This window comes from bacterium (assembly GCA_021372535.1).
Classification (GTDB): Bacteria; Latescibacterota; Latescibacteria; order Latescibacterales; family Latescibacteraceae; genus JAFGMP01.
Map to the genome: position 1 here is coordinate 28,512 of JAJFUH010000057.1, position 22,411 is coordinate 50,922.

General features: G+C 48.7%; 12 protein-coding genes. 7 read left to right on the forward strand and 5 right to left on the reverse strand.

The genetic code is table 11. The features are described 5' to 3' along the window. Nucleotides 1-140: 140 nt before the first annotated feature. From LLG96_06180 to LLG96_06210, 7 genes are all read left to right on the forward strand, one after another. Complete coding sequence (locus LLG96_06180; protein ID MCE5249792.1) at nt 141-3,500, forward strand: M6 family metalloprotease domain-containing protein; 3,360 nt, start codon at nt 141-143, stop codon at nt 3,498-3,500. Nucleotides 3,501-3,979: 479 nt separating this feature from the next. Continuing rightward, complete coding sequence (locus LLG96_06185) at nt 3,980-5,422, forward strand: divalent metal cation transporter (protein ID MCE5249793.1); 1,443 nt, start codon at nt 3,980-3,982, stop codon at nt 5,420-5,422. Between the two features lie 58 nt (nt 5,423-5,480). Further along, nucleotides 5,481-6,356: a GNAT family N-acetyltransferase gene (locus LLG96_06190; GenBank protein MCE5249794.1), complete on the forward strand. Its 876-nt coding sequence runs from the start codon at nt 5,481-5,483 to the stop codon at nt 6,354-6,356. A 539-nt stretch (nt 6,357-6,895) separates the two neighbouring features. Beyond that, the gene (locus LLG96_06195) at nt 6,896-10,093 is read left to right on the forward strand and encodes a PAS domain S-box protein (protein ID MCE5249795.1); all 3,198 of its coding nucleotides are present in this window, start codon (nt 6,896-6,898) and stop codon (nt 10,091-10,093) included. 19 nt (nt 10,094-10,112) lie between these two features. Continuing rightward, complete coding sequence (locus tag LLG96_06200; protein MCE5249796.1) at nt 10,113-11,507, forward strand: sigma-54 dependent transcriptional regulator; 1,395 nt, start codon at nt 10,113-10,115, stop codon at nt 11,505-11,507. A 367-nt stretch (nt 11,508-11,874) separates the two neighbouring features. Then, the gene (locus LLG96_06205) at nt 11,875-13,824 is read left to right on the forward strand and encodes a methyl-accepting chemotaxis protein (GenBank protein MCE5249797.1); all 1,950 of its coding nucleotides are present in this window, start codon (nt 11,875-11,877) and stop codon (nt 13,822-13,824) included. 225 nt (nt 13,825-14,049) lie between these two features. Then, complete coding sequence (locus LLG96_06210) at nt 14,050-15,576, forward strand: hypothetical protein (protein MCE5249798.1); 1,527 nt, start codon at nt 14,050-14,052, stop codon at nt 15,574-15,576. Nucleotides 15,577-15,650: 74 nt separating this feature from the next. Here the strand turns inward: LLG96_06210 and LLG96_06215 are convergent, their stop codons facing one another. The 5 genes from LLG96_06215 to LLG96_06235 all read right to left on the reverse strand — a co-directional run. Beyond that, a complete protein-coding gene (locus tag LLG96_06215; protein MCE5249799.1) occupies nt 15,651-16,838 on the reverse strand; it encodes an alpha/beta fold hydrolase in 1,188 nt (395 codons plus the stop codon). A gap of 284 nt (nt 16,839-17,122) precedes the next feature. Beyond that, nucleotides 17,123-18,019 (reverse strand): sugar phosphate isomerase/epimerase, encoded by an 897-nt coding sequence (locus LLG96_06220; protein MCE5249800.1) that lies wholly within the window; start codon nt 18,017-18,019, stop codon nt 17,123-17,125. Between the two features lie 111 nt (nt 18,020-18,130). Next, nucleotides 18,131-19,510 carry a Gfo/Idh/MocA family oxidoreductase gene (locus LLG96_06225; GenBank protein ID MCE5249801.1) on the reverse strand — a complete coding sequence of 460 codons (1,380 nt, stop codon included), beginning with the start codon at nt 19,508-19,510 and terminating at the stop codon, nt 18,131-18,133. A gap of 144 nt (nt 19,511-19,654) precedes the next feature. Beyond that, nucleotides 19,655-21,607, reverse strand: coding sequence for a beta-N-acetylhexosaminidase (locus tag LLG96_06230; GenBank protein ID MCE5249802.1), 1,953 nt, complete (start codon nt 21,605-21,607; stop codon nt 19,655-19,657). A 46-nt stretch (nt 21,608-21,653) separates the two neighbouring features. Then, the coding region (locus LLG96_06235; GenBank protein ID MCE5249803.1) for a formylglycine-generating enzyme family protein at nt 21,654-22,411 on the reverse strand (758 nt) is incomplete at its 5' end.

Here is a 22,411-nt window from a genome sequence, read left to right on the forward strand (position 1 = left end):
AAGTTCCCCTCCGAGTCAGTTTAGTCATTGCTATTCAATCAAATATCGATCATACTATAAAAACATAGAGTGAAATATTCCTTTATTTGTATTGCTTTCATCCAATCAAGAAAATGTAATTCTGCATACAGGAGGAATGAATGACACGAGTATTCTTCGTTGCAGTCCTCATTCTTTTTATCTGCGGAGTTTCCCACGCGATACCTCCTCCCCGTGACGGACACTTCCCCCGTGGATTCTGGGAGATTATCGATCGTGAACCCTCCCTGAATCAGGATGGTGATCCGGGGTGGGTAAAGAAAATGAATGCCCGCAAACAAGCTGTGCAAGACAGAGCTCTCGATAAAATCTCCCTGTATCAACCGCTGCCGGTTGAAAACATGATTGTTCCCGTGCTGATGGGTAAATTTTCGGATAATTCGACTGTTTTTAACGCTGACGATATCGATGCCGTTCTCTGGGGATCGAATCCAACCGGCAGTTTGACGGATTATTTTAAAGAAGTATCGTATAATCAGTTCGTCATTTCCGGTGATGTTCACGGATGGTATAGTCTCGATTATTCACAGTCGTATTATGTCGGTGAAAATTACGGTCTCAGTTCTAATTTTCCGAACAACAGCGCCGGATTTGTATATGACCTTGCGGCGAAGGCTGATCCTTCGGTCGATTTCAGCCAGTATGACAACGATGGTCCCGATGGTATTCCCAATTCGGGTGATGACGACGGTTATGTCGATGCTGTCACCGCGGTGCATTCGGGAAAAGGCTCCGAATGTTACGAAGAGAATAACAATTTGTGGTCGTGCAAGGGGTCATTGGGTTCGCACGCGTATATAACGAACGACTCTTCAGCAAACGGGGGAAAAATCAAGATCAATACCTATGTCGTATGTCCCGAGCTCAACTGCAATGAAGAGATAGTCAGGATCGGGGTATTTGCCCACGAATTCGGGCATGTTCTCGGGCTTCCGGACCTCTATGACCGTACGGATAAAACTGAACCGCCCGATTATGAAGATTCGGAAGGTATCGGTAATTGGTGCCTCATGGCGGGTGGGTGCTATGGGGGGGATGGAAGCCACTCCGAAAGGCCCGCGCACATTTCCGCATGGTGCAAACTCCGTCTGGGCTGGGTTACTCCGACTATCATCAAACAGAACGTAAACAATCTCTCGATACGCCAGATAGAAACGTACCCCGAGGTATGTATGCTCTGGGAAGACGGCTATGAGTCCAGCAGATACTTCCTGCTTGAAAACCGCCAGAAAATGGGATTCGATATATACCTGAGCACTTCCGGGCTGCTTGTCTATCATGTTGATGAACAGAGATTTTTCGGCCCCAAATCATGGAGCACAGGAGCGAATAACGATGATGAGCACCATAAACTGGTCGATATAGAAGAGGCTGACGGCAATGCGGATATGGATGCGAAGACAAACCGGGGTGACGCGGGAGATCCTTTTCCCGGAACGAGTAATAACCGCCTGTTCAATGCCTCGACAAATCCGAACAGCAACGATTACGCTGATGTGCAGACCGGAATCGAGATACGAAACATCAGCAATCCCGGAACTGTCATGACCGCCGATGTCATGGTCAGGTCTACTCTGGGATATACAATCGAGTATGACGAATATGGCCTTTCCGGCAGACGGGGATGGTCGGATTCGCGGGATACCTGGTCGGGAATGCTCTTTTCACCCTCCGAAACGGGGATATTGAAAGCTGTCGATCTCGGATTTTATCTGAGTGATTACACGTATGAACTGGCTGTATATGATTCGTTCGTAAATTCTAAACCGGGGAATTTGCTTGCATCTGTCCGGGGAGTTTCCTCCGCAGCCGGATGGTTTACCGTCGAACTGCCGTCTCCGCCGATCATAATCAAACCGGACAAAGATTTTTTTGTCAGCGTCAAGGTTGAAAATGTCCCATGGGCTATTTCCTATGATGTTTATGGGGAAGATTCAAACCGCTCGTATTACTCGACCGATGGTATTAATTTCTACCATCTCAACGAGGACGTATGTATCAGAGCCCGTATCGATACATCGAATCTGGGTATCCTGGCCGGGCTGGTTACGGATGTCTCCACTGAAAAAGGTCTGGAGAATGCAGCGGTCTCCGTGAGTCCCGGCGATTACAGCGCTGTGACCGACGGTTCCGGGAGTTATCGGATTTCCGGTATTCCCGCGGGAAACAGTTACACGGTTACAGCCGCAAGAGACGACTATATATCTTCTTCCGTGGACAACGTGGTTATCGATGCCAATTCGACAACGACCGTGAATATCGCACTGCGCCATGTAAATCGGGCGCCGGTCATATCGGCGATTCCGGACACTTCTATATATGAACTTGAGTCGTTTGTCTTCCATGTCGAGGCTGAAGACCCGGACGGTGATTCACTGACCTGTTCTTTAACCGAATTTCCTGAGGGAATGGTCATATCACCCTCGGGTGTAATTTCCTGGACACCTGACTATACCCGTGCAGGGAAATATTCCGTTACGGTGAAAGTCGAAGACAGCAATACATTATCAGCATCCGTAACCTTTATCCTTACCGTGCTCGATGTCGACAGGGCACCGGTAATCGTTAATGTTCAACTGGCGGATGCCACGCAGGATATGGCATATGCCGATACCGTGCGCGTCGAAGACCCTGATGAAGGGGACGTTTTTACGTATACGATGCTTCTGGGGCCTCAATGGTTGATGCTTGGTTCCGAAACAGGTGTTTTCTTGGGTGTCCCTTCCAACGATGATGTCGGCAGCGATATACTCCTGATGGTAGAGGTCACGGATTCCGGGGGATTGGCGGATACACTCGCGACCGCTATCGATGTTTTGAATGTTCTCGATCCCCCGTTGAATGTGGCGGTGAATGAATTGCCTTCGAATCAGGGTCACAGGATACATCTCACATGGGATGTATCGCCGGATGACGGGAAAGGGTATGTATCGTACTACAGGATTTATCGCTCGCGATCGAAGGAGTTTACCGAACCGGTTCCGCTCACCGAATTCACGTCAATCGATTCCCTTGTGACTGCCGATGAATATTATCCTATTCTCATTGATTCCGTGGCAGTGGGAATACGGGAATATACCGATGAGAATGTACCATTGAACGGAGTGCCGTATTATTACTGGCTTCAGGCTGTCGGAGCGGATAATGCGAGCAAAAAAGTCACATCGGATCTTGTCACGCTCGTGGAGAGTGTCCCCGGAGAATTCCGCATGGAGTCTCCGTTTCCCAATCCATGCAATCTGTCAACGACCATCGCGTACAGTTTACCATGCAATTCCCACGTGACCCTGCAGATATACAATGTTTCGGGCCAGGTCGTGTGCGTACTTCGCAAAGGGTACCTCGACAGAGGGAACTATACGGTGTTATGGAACGCTTCGGGAATGCCAAGCGGTATATACTTCTGTACCTTGCGGGCGGATCAATACCTGAAAACCGAAAAGATCCTGCTCCTGAAATAAAAAACCCCTGGCCGGATAACAAAATGAATTAAACCACGGAGACACGGAGACACGGAGACACGGTGATAAAATTGAGAGAGAAATAATCCTGATTATTCTTTTTAAATATCTCGCAGTCATAATGCTACTGAAATACTGAGAATTACATCAAAATTACGTGTACTGTTATAAGTAATTATCAATAGTCATGAGAAAGATATATTGACAATAAATTCGCGTAAATCCATCCGATCCGCATAAATCCGCGTTCTAAGAAATCTATAAATTATCCGTAATAACCGGGGATTTATAGGAAACATAATCAGGTCATCGCAGGTATGCTCCTGAAATTCAACGAAACAGTCCTTGCAAAATGACCCGTACAATTAGTATTATGAGCTTCCAGTTAAAATATAAAATTACTTGAAAAAAACTCCGTGTTCTCAGTGTCTCCGTGGTTAATTTTTTAACGGCTCTTATATCCATATGAAAGGGATGCAATGCCTGAAAACAACGGGAGCGGTTCGGAAATACTCCGTGGACTGCCCATGTTCAAGGCCTCGGACCCCGAGGTCATAGCCCGTGAAAAAGCCGAGCTGGCCGAGCTGGAAGGAAAAAGCCCCGGAAAGCGATGGCGCGGTTACTTTTCAAAAACGGGCCCCGGCTGGCTCCAGAGCGCAATCACGCTTGGCGGGGGAACAGCCATCTCGTCGCTCTATCTGGGCGCTCATTTTCAGTACAGGCTTCTGTGGGTTCAGCCGCTGGCCATGCTTGTCGGCATTATCATGTTCATGGCCGCCTCGTACCAGACCCTCTCCACGTCGATACGGCCGTTCGATGCCATGCGACGGTTTGTGCACCCCTCTGTGGCATGGGCGTGGGCGATTGCCACGCTCGTTGCGTCGTTTGCTTTTCAGCTTCCACAGTATGCTCTCTCTGCCGGTGTCACGGAGGACATGATAAACGTGGTTACTCACTGGAAAGCTACCGGAGCCGGACGAAACGGTCTATTGCTTTTAATCGGTTTTGTCTATATGGCTATCTCGACTGCGATTACCTGGAATTACGGAAGCGGGCTGCGCGGTGTCAGGCTGTATGAACGCATCCTGAAATTCTTTGTCGGCATGATTATTCTTGCATTCCTTGTTGTGGTGATACGCAGTTCCCTCGCGGGTAAAATAGCCTGGGGGAGGTTGTTCCGGGGATTTCTGCCCCTCTATGTTCCCACCGATCCGATTGGAGTTACAAAGATCATGGCGGCGTTCGGAGCTGCGGTGGGAATCAACCAGACATTCCTGTTCGGGTATTCTCAGCTTGCCCGCGGCTGGGGAAAGGAGCACCGTGGGCTGGCACGGTTCGATCTAGTTACCGGTCTTTTGATTCCCTTCGTTATCGGTACATCGCTCATCGTCATTGCCGCCGGATGCACCATATACGGGACGAGTTTCGAGGCAGAGGACATAAATCCCGTCAACGCCGGTGTGCTGATCGGCGCTACCGGTATCGGGCCGATTGTCGGCCGGTTTGTATTCGGACTCGGCCTGGTCGGCATGACGCTGAGCACGGTTACCATCCAGATGCTTGTTTCGGGGTTCGCCGCATGTGAAATGCTCGGAATAGAACCCAGCGGATGGCGCTACCGCCTGGCATGCATGATTCCGGCGCCGTCGTTTCTGGGGGTTATCCTGTGGAAATCGATGGGAACCTGGATTGCCCTTCCGGCTTTTGTTTTCGGGCTCCTCATGCTTCCCATCGCGTATGTGGGATGGTTCATACTCCATAACAGCTCCCGGTACCTGCAGAGTGAGAAACCGGTCGGGAAAAAGGCTCTTTACTGGAATTGTGCAATGATTTTTTCGCTTGCGGTTACTTTTGCAAGTGTCGGGTATACCCTCTATAAAACCGCAGGACCGCTTCTCAATCTGGTCGAAAGGCTCTTCTGATGCATCGGGCGCATGACAGGCAGCAAGAGACAGCACAAAGGCGCTTTCATTGACCGGAATGAACCGCATGGTTGCCATGAATACTGATTTGCTCAATATTCGACCGATGAAAACGGATGACATCCCCGAAGGGATGCGTTTGAAAACAGCGGCAGGCTGGAACCAGACAGTCTCGGATTGGAAACTGTACCTTGATCTCAGCCCCGGGGGATGTTTTGTCGCCGAGATGAACGGCAGGATTGTCGGGACAATAACGGCGATCAACTACCATGACAGCATCTCGTGGATCGGTATGATGCTTGTTGATCCCGGATACCGCAGAACGGGAATCGCGTCACGGCTCATGAGACATGCGCTTGAATACCTTGGCTCATGCGGCACGATCAAACTGGACGCAACGCCTCTCGGGAAAATGGTGTACGACAGGCTCGGATTCAGGGATGAATACAGGCTGTTGCGTCTGATTGCCCGTTCCCCACAGGTCGATAAACCATCGGACACCCGTATATCTCCTCTCGTTGACAGTGACTGGACGGTGCTGGCAGTCATGGATCATGCTGTTTTCGGAGCGGACAGGATTGCAGTACTCCGGTCGTTTGCACGACACAATCCTGAAACGGCTTTGAAGATTGTTCGTGATGGTGTACTCCGCGGATACTGTATGGGAAGACCCGGAACAGGATTCTATCAGATCGGCCCTGTTGTGGCACAGACTGCGGATGATGCTTTCGGGCTGGTTAATGAAGCGACAGGCGCCCTGGCCGGGCTTCCGGTGGTTATCGATATACCGGATAATCAGCATATGTTTATCGGGCTGCTCGGTGAAATGGGTTTTTCTGAAGAACGGTCCTTCGGGCGGATGTATTATAACGTCAATAACAATCCCGGTCAGCCGGAGTATATGTTCGGAATCAGCGGTCCCGAGCTCGGGTAACGGGGAATATGGAAGAAAAATAGAGCCGGTTGGAATAATGGATTGAATAATATTTTAACAATTTTTTAACAAAAAAAATATTTTTGTGCTCTCCAACACATTTATTTCCAGAAACGATAATTATTATTATCTTTCATGTTGTTATCTTTCTTGAGCAGGTATTATCTTCTTGACCGATATCCTTACAATACGATTCGAAAAAGGAGTTATAAAAAAACCATTATAATATTCTCAGACTATATAAATAAATGCAATATCCTTCCTGTGGAGCTCATTTCACAGTTATATTTTTGCTTCGATATTACTATCGCAAGAGTATAATATACTAGGAGCTGCTTTAATGTGGCAAGGTCATATAGTGTATGGAATCGTAATGATAATGGTTTTAAATACTCCATTGATTATTCGATGATTTTGGGCGGTTTCATGCCGGATATGTTTAGGTATATAGTCTAAATCTTGGATTTAATTATGTATTAGCCGGAGTGGTGCTGAGGATTTCCGATGTTATAGAATATTCCTTGAGAAGGGGATTGTACGTGAACCGTAATGATACAGAGAAACAACAGCTTATCAACGAAGTGAATGAATTGCGGAAACGTATATCCGAACTGGAAAAGTATGAAAAAGAACATATCCGCATTGAGCATTCATTACATATAGAAGAAGAGTGCAGTCGCGGGCTTATCGATCATTCTCACGATTTATTTTTCTGTGTGGACAAATCCGGCATTATCAGAAAGGCCGGAGGCAGAAATCTTCCGGAATTACAAATCACTCCCCATGAAATCATCGGACAATCGGTATATGAGCTTTTTCCTCCGGAGATGGCTGATACTATCCGCAGGCATCAGTCAGGCGTTTTTGAGACCGGTCAGAATTTAACCTGTGAGCATTCGTTGGATTCAGCCGGTTTGAAGAAACATGGCCTGTTCACATTCTACCCGATAAAGAGTCCGGAAGACGAAGTTGAATTGGTTGGAATTATCTGCCGGAGCTTCACATACCAGAAACAGATTGAGCATGAGCTGACTCAGGAAAAAAATATTTTCACTACGCTTATCGATCAGAGTCCCTTCTGCATTGCCATATATGATGCCGACGGGCATTTTATCAGGGGGAATCGGGCTTTTCACGACCTCATCAAATTCTATCCTCCTCCTGATTACTCTCTTTTTGAAGATAAAATATTTCTACGGCAACCGTATTTTCGTGAATTAATGAAGAAACTCAAAAAAGGTGAAATCATTAAAATTCCTGGAATTGAATATAATATTCATGAACTGTTTCCCGAATTTCCTGATATACCCATGTTTTTCTCCGGAATTGCTGTCCCGATCAGTAATAAAGAAAAGAAGATGGAATTCCTTGCGGTGATGTTTGAGAATGTTACCCGGCAAGTTAAAACCGAACAGGCATTACAAGAGAGTGAAAGAAGTTTTCGGAGCATTACCGAAAACATACAGGATATTGTTTTCAATCTTCAGGCTGAACCTCTGAAAATAAATCATATAAGTTCCTTGACCACTGCGATAACAGGTTATACGCCGGAAGAATTTTATAATAATCCGCGACTCATTTTCGAGATAGTTCATCCCGATGACAGAAAAAAATTCGAATCAATTTTTAAATTATCTGATTCTGTTCATAAACAGATAGAAATTCGATTGAATCACAAGAATGGAACTGTAGTCTGGATCGAGCTTCGATATATACCGGTCATCGATGACGGAGGGAATTTAATTGGATTGGAAGGTGTTGCCAGAGACATTTCACAGAGAAAACTGACCGAGAAAATTCTTCGGGAAAATGAAAAAAAGCTGCTGGAAATCATCGACGGGATTTCAATTTCGTTAATTATCATTGGTAAAAATCATAAAATCACCCACTGGAACAAGGCGTGTGAAAAAATGACCGGAATTGCGGCCCGTGACGTGATCGGCACGAATAAACAGTGGAAAGCGTTTTATGCTGACGAAAGACCGATTATGGCCGACCTCATTGTTGACGGGGGCCAGCCTGATGGTTTCTCAAAATATTACAGCGGTAAATTCAATAAATCCTCTTTTATTGAAGAAGCATATGAAGCCGACGATTTTTTCCCGGATCTGGGTAAAAACGGGAAATGGCTTTTCTTCACTGCTGCCCCGCTGAAAGATGCTGAAGGAAATATAACAGGCGCCGTGGAAACACTCCAGGACATTACCGAACGTAAACTTGCAGAGATTGCGCTCAAGGAACAGCTGATTTTTCTGCAAACACTCATGGATACCATACCCAATCCGATTTTTTATAAGAGTGTCAACGGTTTGTACATGGGATGCAACAAAGCTTTCAAAGAGTTTATGGGTTTTGATGGGGATATTTTGGGGAAAACGGTTTTTGATATTGCTCCAAGAGACTTAGCCTTAATATATAATAAAATGGATGTTCAATTGTTTAATAATCCTGGGATTCAGACCTATGAAGGAGACGTAATCCATGCCGATGGCACCAAACGTAATGCTGTCTTTTACAAGGCAACGTTCGGTAAATCGGATGGAACCGTTATGGGGCTGGTCGGGGTGATAGTCGATATTACCGATTCAAAAAGGCTGGAAACTCAGCTGCGCCAGGCCCAGAAAATGGAGTCGATAGGAACTCTGGCTTCCGGAATTGCGCATGATTTTAACAACATTCTCGCAGCAATACTCGGAAACACCGAACTTGCTTTGTTGAGTCTCCCCGACGAATCTCCGGTCCATGAAGAACTCGAGCAGGTAATCAAATCTACCGGCAGAGCTAAAGACCTCGTTACCCAGATTCTGACTTTCAGCCGTCAGACCAATCTGGAAAAGCAGCCAATTCCGATAGCCAATACCATAAAAGAAGCGCTCAGAATGCTCCGTTCGATGGTACCCACTTCGATTGAGATTGTTCAAAACATATTGTCTATCGAAGGATATGTTTTTTGTGATCCGGTACAGATACACCAAATATTGATGAATCTGTGTAATAACGCCGCTTATGCAATGAAAAACAAGCCGGGGATAATGAAGATTTCCCTCGAAGATCTTGATATTGATGAAAAAAATTCGTTGGTGTTTAACCATCTGCCTCATGGCCGATACCTGAAACTCTCGGTGAGTGATACGGGAACAGGTATTGATGTCTCGATACAGGAAAAATTATTCGATCCGTTTTTCACAACCAAAGCTCCAGGCGAAGGATCGGGTCTCGGGCTCTCGGTAGTGCATGGAATTGTGAAAGATCTCAACGGCGCCATCACGTATGAGAGCAAACCGGGAGAGGGAAGTAATTTTCATGTGATTTTGCCTCGTATCGAGCATGTTATGTCCGAAAACCACGGTCCTGTGGAAAATATACGCGGCGGCAATGAACGGATTCTTATTGTTGATGATGAACGGGAAGTTGTGGTAATTCTTGAAAAAATATTAAAAGAACTGGGATATATGGTCACGCTTGCCACGAGTTCTGTGGAAGCCCTGGATATTTTCAGTCAGCAGCCGGACAACTTCGATGTTATCATAAGCGACATAACGATGCCCAAGATGACCGGAATCGAATTGGCTGGAAAAATCATCGAGATACGTCCCGATATCCCGATAATTCTCTGTACCGGTTATAATGAATATCTCTCGGAGCACGAGAAAATCCGTTTCGATGCAATTCTTAAGAAACCTTTCCGGAGAAGTGATATCGCACAGTCTCTCCGTAATATTTTTGAAAAAAAGTAAAACAGGATATTTGATACCAATGGCAGAAATACTGATCATTGATGATGACAAAGATTTTAACCAGATTCTCAGGAAGATAAATATCCAGCTGGGGCATTCTGTAACATGTGTATTTTCTCTTACCCAGGGAATGGAAAAAGTACTCTCCGGCAGTTATGATGTGGTCTTCCTCGATGTGCGACTACCCGACGGGAGCGGGCTGGATGCAATCGCTGATATTCATGCCTCTGCTTCCCAGCCCGAAGTGATAATTCTTACTGCTTTCGGCGACCGTGACGGTGCTGAAATAGCGATAAAAAACGGCGCATGGAATTACCTTCAGAAACCATCGTTTATCAGTGATATCAAGCTTTCATTGATCCGCGCCCTCCAGTTCCGTGAACAGAAAACCCAAAAAAGCTTATTCTCGCTTAAGAGAGACGAAATAATCGGAAACAGCCCCAAGATGCAGGAAATCCTTGATTTGATAGCCCGGGCAGCATCGAGTGACGCGAACGTTCTCGTTACCGGCGAAACCGGCACAGGAAAGGAGCTTTTTGCCGAGACGATACACAAAAACAGTTCCCGCGCACAAAAAAATTTCGTGGTGGTCGATTGCGCTTCGCTCCCTGATACCCTCATCGAAAGTATTCTGTTCGGATATGAGAAGGGCGCTTTTACCGGAGCTGAACGCGCGACCGAGGGTTTTATTGAACAGGCTGAAGGAGGCACGTTATTTCTCGATGAGGTAGGTGAGCTTTCACCAGTATCTCAAAAGACGTTTCTCCGTGTTCTTCAGGAGCGTCAGTTTTTCCCCGTCGGTTCAAAAAAGGAAAAACGAATCAATTTCCGGCTCATTGCCGCAACCAACCGTAATATTGAGCAGATGGTAGAAACCGGCGAATTTCGAAAGGATTTCTTTTTCCGTATCAATTCCTTTACCCTTGAGCTCCCCCCCCTGCGGGAACGGAAAGAGGATATAAAGGAACTAATAATTCATTATGTGAAGAAATTCTGCGAAATGTACGGCATGGAAATAAAAGGAATATCACCGGATTTTTTTGAAGCGATGATGCTCTATGACTGGCCCGGGAATGTCCGTGAGTTCGTCAATACCATGGAACGTGTTATAACTATTGCCCGGCATGAATCCATCCTTTTCCCCTACCATCTCCCCTCATTTTTCCGGATAAAGATAGCACAGTCTTCTTTTTCCGAAACAAAACCTTCCCAATCCAGCTTAAGACCGGAAGACCATATCGAAAGTGTCGAGCTCGAGAGTTTCCCGACATTCGAGAAATTCTCCGAATCATGCAGTCAGAAGTATTTCCGGAGACTCATGACAATGGTTGATGGTCAAAGAAACGAGGCATACCGTATCGCCGGTTTATCACGATCAAAACTCTACAGGATTTTGAAGGATTATAACCTGTAATTTCTGACTACCGTATCCGTATCCTGCCTTTCTGTAATAATTTCAATTCATGGATTCGATGTTTCACATCTGACACATTACCCCCTTTCAAGTATCTCCGATCTCACGCATGCTTCGAGATGATATATTCATATAACATATTGAATAATAATTAATTAATGTTATGTCATTATAGTTTGGCATGGTTTATGCTCTTAAGTGGGACAGAAATAAAAATGACCGTTAACAATTTTACTATTTAATCCATGGAATTGCCATGAAGAAAGGAGTATCGGTTAAGTTGTACCACACATTCAGTTTTTCAGCGAGAAAAAGTATCGTTACACTGTTCAGAATCGATTTATCACTCACTTGAAAGGGTAAAGAAATGAAAAAGCGGACACTCGGATTTAAACTGATTGCCGGCGGCATTGCGGTAGTTTTGATTCCTCTGGTTGTTGTCGGATTTTTTTCCATCACAAAGGCAACGACTTCTCTTGAAACGGTATCAAAAGAACAGACTGTAAATATTGCGAAAAACCTTGCAAACATGACTCAGATAGTACTGATGGAAGAAATGAAGTTTGTAAAAGAGCTGTCAGTTCTCGATACGGTTGTAGAGGTTACAGGGAAGGTAAGCGAAGTCGGGCCTGAAAATAAAGATGCTATAGCAGCGAGCGATTTTCTTACTCAACAGCTCGATCAGATCATGAAACAGGTTGGTAATGACTATGAGTCGATACTTGTCACCGATGTGAATGGAACCGTTTTCGCCGATGGCAGCGAGGGTAAATATAAAGGGACTTCACTGGCTGACCGTGAATATTTCAGTATCGCAAAAAGCGGCAGGGTTAATATCAGCGAAGCGATCAAATCAAAACTGAGCGGATCTCCCATTATTCCTTTCTGCGCACCGATTTTTTCCGAATCAGGCCGTTTTACCGGGACAGTTACCGCAATTCTCAAGATTGATTTTCTCTCGGAAAAATTCACCGAGGTGAAGGTCGGAAAAACAGGGTATTCTTTTATGGTGGATAAGACCGGCCTGGTCGTAGTTCACCCCAATAAAGATCACATTCTCCAGACGAACCTTGCCAAACTGAATGGCATGGAAGTCATTATGGGCAATATGCTGGCCCACCAGGTCGGCGTCGAATCATATGTATTTGAAGGAGTATCCAAAATTGCCGGATATGCCCCGGTTGAACTGACCGGCTGGAGCATCGGTGTTACCCAGCCTTCTTCGGAATTCCTTGCGGCTCCCACCGCCATAAGAAACATGATTCTTATTGTCGGATTAATTTTTCTGGCTGTAACCATCGTAACGCTCGTTTTCTTCACACGGAGTATTACAAAACCCATCACCCGTGTCATCGATGTGCTCACGGAAGGCTCAAACCAGGTCTCCGCGGCATCGAGTCAGGTCTCGTCGAGCAGCCAGCAGCTGGCTGAAGGTTCGAGTGAACTGGCGGCAAGCCTCGAAGAAACCTCATCGTCCATGGAAGAAATTGCCTCGATGTCTCGTCAGAACGCAGAGAATTCAAACCAGGCAAAGCAGATGATGTTTGAAGCCAATAAAATCGTCGAAAAAGTCAACAAGCAGATGGGTGACCTGGTCGAAGCAACCCAGGTGATTACACGGTCGAGCGAAGAAACGGGTAAAATCATCAAGACTATCGATGAGATCGCTTTCCAGACCAATCTGCTGGCTCTGAACGCGGCTGTGGAAGCTGCACGAGCCGGTGAGGCAGGCGCGGGATTTGCCGTTGTCGCCGACGAAGTGAGAAATCTTGCCATGCGGTCGGCCGATGCAGCGAAAAATACGGCCGAGTTGATCCAGAACACCATCAATGCAGTCAAGAAGGGTACCGAATTAACCAACGCCGCTCAGGAAGGATTTAACGAGAATGCGGCAATTTCTGTCAAGATTGCCGGACTGGTTGATGAGATAGCCGCCGCATCCAATGAGCAGTCACAGGGGCTCCAGCAGGTCAATACCGCTGTCTCCCAGATGGATCAGGTTACCCAGTCGACCGCTGCAAATGCCGAAGAATCGGCATCGGCAAGTGAGGAGCTTACTTCTCAGGCCGCAGAGCTTAACACCATGGTTTCAACCCTGATTTCCATTATCGGCGGATCAAACGGTAATGGTAATAACGGGCAGGGCTACGCTGACAGATCGTATTCACGCGCTTCATTACCTTCCCCCAGGAAAGGATCGAATCTCCATAAAAAAACAACCGCCATACCGAAGAAAATTTCGGGAAAGACTGCAACATCCGTCATGAAACCGAATGATGTTATTCCCCTTGATACCGAAGAATTCGAGGAATTCTAAGCGCTGATCCCACGAGAGGCTCCCGGTGGAATTGTCTTACCGGGAGCCTTTCCACATTGAACGACAAACTATCCTCACTCTTCAAATATCTCCTGACAATGACGTATCGATAATGAAATACTCTGTTTAAAACATGTTTCAAAACGTATGAAAAGATTATTCGCCGTTCAATAAAAATAAGGACAATGTAATACAACAATATGTCTTGGATTCCGGAGGTCTGCAATGAAAAAAGTGTTCATGTTATTGTTAATAGCGCTCCTGACTGCGATGGGTAACTCTCCCGGATATGCCCAGGGATACAAAAATATCCTGGACAGATTGAAAACTATCGAAGACAACCTCGATCGTCTTGGAACAAAACAGGACAAGGACACCCAGGTATTTCAGCAACAGCTTGCCGAAATGAAATCGGTTCAGAACCCCTCCGGTCAGGATGCATCGAACGGGATTCTTCAGTCGGAAGTTCGAAACATGAAAACGGACATGGAGAGGATTTCATCGGAAGTGGCCAGAATTGCCCGCGATATCGATCAGGTCAAGAAGAACGATGATCCTCAGATATCGCAGGATGTCATCCGGGAGCTCGATACGGTGATCGCCCGGCTTCAGGAAAAGATTGAAGCCACGCCTGCGCCGCAGTCGAATAAATCCGGGGCTCGAACCGCCGAACCTGAAAAAACGGATGAAACCCCGAAGCTCGCTTTTGAACCCTATGGCTATTTCATGTTCGATATGTCATATGACCAGGCGCGGGCCGAATCGGGTAACTATGTATTCTGGGTAAACGACACTCCCCCGCCTAAAAAGAAAGATAACGAATTGAACATGACAGCCCGTCAGAGCCGTATCGGGTGGAATGTAAGCTATAAAGGTCTCAAGGAACATCCCGTTACCGCCCGTTTTGAATTCGATTTTTACGGCGGCGGTGCTGAAAACAAGAATATCCCGCTCATACGTCATGGTTATCTCAAGGCGGATTTCGGCAGCTATTATGTGCTTGCCGGTCAGACTTCGGATGTTATTTCTCCGCTTGTGCCCACGACAGTAAACTATACCGTTCTATGGAACTGCGGAAACATCGGGTATCGGCATCCGCAGATTCAGATAGGCTCAACGTTCAAAAACGGCATCGAAGTAGTCGGCGCCTTGTCGAGGAATATTGCTGGCGATGTGGATAATGACGGAAAAGATGATGGCGAAGACAGTGTTATTCCGACAGTCCAGGCCCGGTTTTCGTATATCACGCCAACCATCAATACTGGTGTTTCGGGGCATTACGGGGTCATGGATTATACCAATCAGCAGGGTAAGGACAAGCAGTATACGTCGTATTCGGTGAATTTTCATGCAAGCTATGCGATCAACAAATCCCTGCTGATAAAAGGAGAGGCATTTACCGGTAAAACGCTCAGCCAGTATCTGGCCGGTATCGGTCAGGGATTCGATTATAAGCTCGACCGTGAAGTCGAGAGCACGGGCGGGTGGTTCAGCGCAACGTTAAAAACAGGCGCAAACACCCGTTTTAACGCCGGCATGGGTATCGATCAGCCGAAAAAAGATGAAAACCTGGCATTTCCGGCCAGAAACTCCAACCGGTGTGTCTTTGGAAACGTCTATACGCCGATTGCCTATAAGACATCTCTGGCATTCGAGGTCTCCCACTGGACAACCGGTTATTATCGCGGAGCAAACCAGACAAAGGATATTTCAAGCGTACGATTCCAGACCGCGCTTATTTTTACTTTCTGAACGGCACCTGATACTACTATTCTGACCCCCTGTCCATACCTTACAGGGGGTCAGGATACCTCATTCGGCCTCATTTATTTCTCAAACAGCTTATCCGGCAGCGCTCCGGATATTTTTTTATCCGCTGCGGTTTCGAACAGTACCTTTCCGTTCCTTACGATGGTGAGTTTCAGCGGTGCATCGGTGGTGACCTCGAACCGTGAAACCCTGACAAGCTTCGAGACGGAGTCGAGATCGATGCTCACCTGGCTGATGTTCTCGACGTTGACGGAAAGGACATCGTCTTTGAGAGACGCGTGAATCCGTGCGAATGAGTTTTCTTGGGCCGGAGTGATATCGAGCCAGAAGAAGCGTTTTGCCTCGTCGGTCACCAGTGTCAGCTCCGGGAAGAAACGCGTGGGCGTTTCAAAACCCGATTCGCACTTGTTTTCGTAGTATGTGAGACGGTCGCAGACCCATGATGCGGTAAAATTCGTCGGGCAGTGCGCTGCACCATGGAGCCAGAAAACATCGGGTTGAAAGCGGTAAAACCGGCGTATGGTCTCGGTGAGATGTTCCGATTGTTCTGGCGGTACCCATGTATCGTTGGTGCCATGCCACATCATGAGGGGTACGTATTGGAAATTCGGTGCATATGAAACAGCCGACCGCCGCTCGTAATCGAATCGCGTTGCTTCGGAATACGGGCCGCATTCGCGCTCCACGCTCCCTATCAGAGAGGGAATCGTTGTCTCGGTAAACAATTTGAGGTCCATGACTCCCTGACCGGCCACAGCGGCAGCAAACAGGTCGGGATATTTCGCCGCCATGACCGCGGCGAGCATGCCGCCCATCGACCGGCCGACGATGTATACTTTCGAGGAATCGACGCTGTAGTTCTGTTTCATGTAGGTTATCGCATCGATGATATCATGCTGGGCTTCAAGCGCGGCGCAGGAAGTCTCGCCGCTGGTCCGCTTCCCGTGGAGCTCGGGGCATACGAGAAGGTAACCTCGGGCATCGCATTCGGGATAATACCCCGTCCGGGCTCCGGTAAAACGGTTCCCGCCCATGTAGTGGGCAACCACGAGGAGCGGACTGGTAGTGCGGGTCCGGCAGACATTGGGGATGTATGCGACTGCTTTCTGCTCTGTCTGGTCGAATGAACTGCGAAAAGTGAATTCAATCTCTTCTCCCGTGCACCATGAGGCAGAAAGTAAAAGCACAAGGAATAGTACGGCAGATAATAATCGTGTGCTGAATAGAGATAATTTTTTCCGCATAATGAATTCCTCCCTTTGTCAATTCCGGATTATTAATAAAAAATATTCAACCACAAAGACACAAAGGCACAAAAGATATAATGGATTATTTATATTTGGTTTTTTATAAAAGCATCTACAATATTCATGGTTAACATTTATTAAGATATATAAAATACAAATCCTTGTAAACCTGCTTAATCCGTGTAAATCCGCGTTCTATTCATCCTTGAATATTCGATTTTAAAAAAGCCACTTCCATGGACATGAAAGTGGCTTTTCAGATAGTATCGTTTAACCGGCTTTCAGGCCATATCCCACTGTTCTCTGAGCAGCTTGGCCGCTGCCGGAATGGTCTTAGATACATCCCCGACAGAACCGCATTCGAGGCTGACATAGTCCTGGTAGCCGATGAGCTTCAGTCCCCTGAAACCGTCCACATAGTTGTCGCCCTCGTCCTCGCCGGGCATCTTACGGTTTTTTCTGCTCGCCATGTGGACATGGTGGAGGTACTGGCCTCCGGACAGAAAAGCGCCCATATCGCTCGTTTCCTCCCATGTCATGTGCCAGAAGTCGCCCATGCAGCAGATACCGGGGCTGTTCACATCCCTGCAGATCGACGCGGCATCGGCAACGAGACGGAGGAAAAAGGCTTCCTTGCGGTTGAGAGGTTCGAGGAGAATCCGCGATTTCACCGTGACGGCATGCTCGCCGAGCTCGCCAAGCAGGTCGACGAGCAGGTCGCGGGATTCCTTGTGGCCGAGTGTGGTCTGACCGTTGAATGCCGGGACAATGATGAGCCCGGTCGAGCCGAGTTCACCCGCCGCGGTCAGGATTTCCTTCATGGAATCCATCGCTTCCTTGCGTACCTCCGGTTTTTCGGAGATGATGACCCCGCTGAATCCGGCGCATATCGCGCTGATTTTGATTTTCCGGCCATTGAGGGCTTTCTTGAACTCGACGACACGGCTGCGGAGGTTTTTACCGGATGGCTCGAACCCCGTGAATCCATTCGCTTCGAGAAAATCGAGCTTTTCGTCGAGTGTTTTTCCCGGAGGCTGTCCCTCCTGGGATGAGAGCCTGAGCTGCGCTTTCCGGGGAGGGTCGGGCAGGGTGAATGCGTCCGATTTACCCGGAAGCAGGCTCACAGCTCCGGCGGTTGCCGCTGAGGTAGCCATGAATGTTCGACGTCCCATATTCATCAATTAATCTCCTTCTTCGTATTTTTCGGCATATACTGAACAGGAAAAGGGATGATCTGTCCTTGCTCTCATAAGCCGATCATCAGTACCGGTCATTTAACCTGCGGGTATTTATTTGGCTTTCCCTTCACCCGGCACGGGGACGGGGAATTCCATTTTGACAGGTCCCAATGCATACTCTGCAGGCCCGAGTTTCAGGGTCGAGTCCATCATCTCCTGCCATGTTATCTCCTTGCCGGTATAAGCGGATACACGCCCCATGATGCCAAGGAGGGTGGATTCCGCGGTGAGGGCGGCTTCGTTGATCGGTGTACCCGTGCGGATGGAAGTGATTAAATCGACGTGTTCCTGGTCGTACGGTCCCCGCGGGTCTTCGAGCCACGTCACATCATACGGTCTGGGGTCCTTTGGATCGCCCTTTTTAATGGTTTCCGCCTTCCATTTGATGCTCCCATCGGGATTCCAGATTGTATCGGCGCAGTTTGTCGATCCTTTTGTTCCGACGATGAACTCCGAGACATTGTTAACACAGCCGTCTATCTGGCGGCACATGCTTTCGAGGTGCATGCCGTTCTCGTATTCGAAGTCGACGCAGAAAAAGTCGTACTGGTCGCCGGTCACCCTGCGTTGACGGGCTCCGAAACCGACTGCCTTGACCGGATGCATCCCAGTGAACCAGCTGATGACATCGATGTTGTGGACATGCTGTTCCACGATGTGGTCGCCGGAAAGCCATGCCCAGTTGACCCAGTCGCGGATCATCCATTCCATGTCCGACCAGCCTTTCTGGCGGTCACGGTACCATAACTGGCTCTGATTCCAGTAGCACCGCGCGGCTACGATGTCACCGATTGCGCCGTCAGCGATGCGTTTGAGAGTTTCGACATAGTTTTTCTGGTGGTGACGCTGCGTTCCGGTTACCACGCTCAGATTTTTCGTTTTCGCCTGTCCGGCCGTTTCCATGACTAACCGGGCACCGACCGGATCGACCGCCACGGGTTTTTCCATAAAGACATGCTTTCCGGCGTTTACGGCGGCGGCAAAATGTTCGGGGCGGAAATGGGGTGGTGTGGCAAGTAATACGATATCGACGCCGGAATCGATAAGTTTCTTATAGGCATCGAAACCGACGAAAATGTTTTCGGGCGGAGTCTGCTGTGTCGTTTTTTCCTTTATCTGTTTGAGCGCGCCGTCAATACGATCCTGAAACACATCGGCGAGGGCGGTTATCCTGAGATTCGGCCCGGCGCCGAGAAAATTGATCGCCGCGCCCGAGCCTCTTCCTCCGCACCCGACAAGCCCGGCTTTAAGCACGGGGCCGTCCGGCGCTGTATCGGTCAGTGTGGTAATGGTAACATTCGGTCTCGATACCGGTTTCGTGGTCGAAGTCGGCGGCGGTGTTGCTTTACCGCAGCTCGTTGCCAGCGCTCCCGCGGCAGCGACAGTGCCGAAAAATTTCCGGCGTGAAAGCTCAAATCCGTTCGTGCTCATGATGGTCTCCTCGTGTGGTTACATTTCTGTATCGTTGTACAATGATCGATAATCTGATGTAAGACGAGTTCATCTGTCTGTTTATATCTGGTTATCTTATGAGAATATAAATAGAAATATAATGTAAATTATATTTCATATAACTTATTTTTGTTTTTGTGCCACACTCGAATGAAAATAATTAAGCCAGATCGACCCCGTCGTGTCTGTGCCGTTTCTTCCGCTCATATGAACCCGCAGGGTATAAACGTCGTTATCACGGTGATTGTCAACGGTAAAGCGGTAGGTCTGATACAGGTTCTTGTCGCTGCTCTGAAACGGATGCGGGTCCCGTGAAATCTCGCCGCCGTTACGGAGCAGGGCCGCCCATTCGACAGAAATCCCGCCATCGCCTTTTTCATGGTCGAACGTCACCCGGTAATGACCGTTACCCTTCATATACTTCGTGATGTCCCATTCTACATCTTTTAGAGTGGGTGAAATCCTGTCCGACGTCCATCCGCCGACACGGACATCCTCTTTGTAGTAATCGACACCGAGCGCATCCAGACGGCGGTAGTGTGTTTCCATGCGCCCGGAGAAATCGTTCCAGTCACGCTGTTCCTTTGGCGTCCAGAGCACCTCGCACAGCGCACAGAGCCGGGGGAATACCTGCTGGTCGATTTCGGGCTGGGGCGCGTATTCCGCCCACATGCAGCACTCGCCTCCCATGATGAGCGCGGCCTGTTCCTTCGTGAAATTATCGGGCGCCGGCTGAAACGAATAGGTTTTCTCCGGTGGTGTGATACCCATCCACCATGCTTTCGAGCGGAGGGAATACAACGGGTAATCGAAGTATGTGTAATCGTGGGGCGAGGATATCACCCGATGGCCTTTCCGGGTGCCCTCCTCGGCGCCTTTCATGCCCCGCCACGACTGTACGACCGCACCGGGCGATATGCCGCCCTCGAGAATCTCGTCCCAGCCGATGATCGTGCGTCCTTTCGACTGCATGAACGCATCGATGCGCTTCGTGAAATACCCCTGAAGCTCGCGCTCGTCCTTGAGACCCTCGTCTTTGATCCGTTTCTGGCAGAGAGGGCACTTCTCCCACTGGTCTTTCTTCGCTTCGTCGCCGCCGATGTGTATGTACGGTGATGGGAATATCTCGCAGATTTCGTTGAGTACGTTTTCCAGAAATACAAACGTCTCGTCCTTTCCGGCGCAGAACAGATTCGTGAACACTCCCCAGCCGGTCTCGACGTTCACCGGTTTCCCGCTGCATGACAGCGGGGGGTATGCTGCGACGGCTGCTGTTGCATGTCCCGGCATTTCGATTTCCGGTACAACGGTGATATAACGGCTTTTCGCATAGGCCACGATATCTTTCGCTTCTTCCTGCGTGTAGAATCCGCCATAGCGCTCGCCGTATTCCTCGCGCCAAGCGCCGATTCCGGTGAGGCGCGGGTAGCGCTTGATCTCGATACGCCAGCCCTGATCGTCGGTCAGGTGCCAGTGGAACACGTTCATTTTGTGGTATGCCAGAAGATCGATGTACCGCTTGATGAAATCGATGGTCATGAAATGACGGGCGCAGTCGAGGCTCATTCCCCGCCATGAGTACACCGGTCTATCCTCGATCTCAGCGCACGGGAGGGCAGGAGTCGTTCCTTTGCGGCTGTCGAGAAGCTGGCGCAGTGTCTGAATACCGTAAAAGAGGCCCGCCGGTTTTGGTGCGGTCAGTTTGACTGAGACCGGCGCGATAATGAGGGAATAGCCTTCATCGCCCAGGGTGGAGGAGAGCGATTCGTCCAGGGAAAGCCTGATCGATCCGTCGGGCACCTTTCCACCGGACACTATCGTGACAGCCGGTGTGAATCCCGATGCTGCGACGATTTGACCCGCAAGATAATGTCCGAGTTCAGGCGGGACCTGCCCGGATTGTGAGATGACAAGCCCCTTTTTCAGGGTGAACGAGCCTTCCTGGGGCAGCACCTTGACCGGCTTTGGAATGATTGCGAGTGCGCCGTTTTCCGCTGCTTGAACAGTATTTTCCCCATTGATGATCAGAAGACTCACGAGAATCAGACCCGCTGCTTTGATACTTTTTTTCAGCATGGCTGCCGACCTCCGTATAGATTGTATGCTTCATCATTTAAGGGAATTACTTCATTCCGGTCTGTTCCTCATCGAATACCCGGACGACACGGAAACCCACTTCTTTCGTGTCGGAATACCACCAGATGCTCTTCGGCGACTGCGGATCGGTCACGAGCCACCGGTCGTGCTGCGTGTGGTCACGGTTCGCGATGCGCAGATCGGCGGGATCGCTGTTATAGGATCCCCCGCGGACAACATGCTCCGTTCCGGTCTGAGGCCCTGCCGGATCAACGACCGGACCGCCTCCGGGATATGTATCGAGAGCATCGGGCGCATACCAGTCGAGGCAGAACTCCATCACATTTCCGAGCATGTTGTACAGTCCCCAGGGATTGGCATCTTTGGTAAACGGCGGGTAGGTCTTGTATCCGCTGTCCGTTGCGGACCAGACATACCGGTCGATGGCGCTCGTGTCCTTTCTGAACATCCGGTTGATCCACGACTTGCGGGTGAGCTTTTTCGGATTCCCCTCGAAATAGTACGGCCCGGTCGTTCCCGCGCGGCAGGCGTATTCCCATTCCGCTTCGGTCGGGAGCCTGAATTTCTTTCCGGTGACCTTCGAGAGCCATTCACAGTACACCATCGCGGCATGGTGGGTCATGGTGATGGCAGGTCGCATACCTTTTCCCCAGCCCTGGTCAGGCGACCCGTACGGCGGCGTCGGGCCTGATATCGCATCGACCTTGACCGAATCCTCCGTATCGCTCACGGTTGTTTCATATCCGGGGATTCCCTCCTGGTTTTTACCGTGGGCGGCTGTCC